This is a genomic window from Paraburkholderia sp. SIMBA_030, assembly GCF_046535245.1.
Lineage (GTDB): Bacteria > Pseudomonadota > Gammaproteobacteria > Burkholderiales > Burkholderiaceae > Paraburkholderia.
Genome location: NZ_JAWRXB010001291.1, coordinates 1 through 247 on the forward strand (window position 1 = coordinate 1; position 247 = coordinate 247).

Genomic DNA, 247 nt, shown 5'->3' on the forward strand with positions numbered 1-247 from the left:
CTAACATCGCTAGAAGGTTGCACGGGAGCGCTTACAGATACGTGTTTATTATGTAGTTGTAGGGAAGTAACGATCTTGTAACTATTCGAGTGCACAAAGCCGCGTAGCTTCTTACGTTCAACTAACAGGTAACCGTGATCCACTAGCAACTTGATGAATCCCTTCACCGTGCTAACGTCGCATCCTGTATCTTTGGCAATGTCTTCTTGATCATCAAACCATTCCTTGCCTAGCGAGCGGAAAAACT

At 44.9% G+C, this 247-nt stretch carries 1 protein-coding gene; it reads right to left on the reverse strand.

Features of this window, described 5'->3' with window-relative positions; translation table 11 throughout:
- Positions 1–247: helix-turn-helix domain-containing protein (locus SB772_RS44210; protein WP_410839050.1), on the reverse strand; the 247-nt coding region annotated here is incomplete at both ends.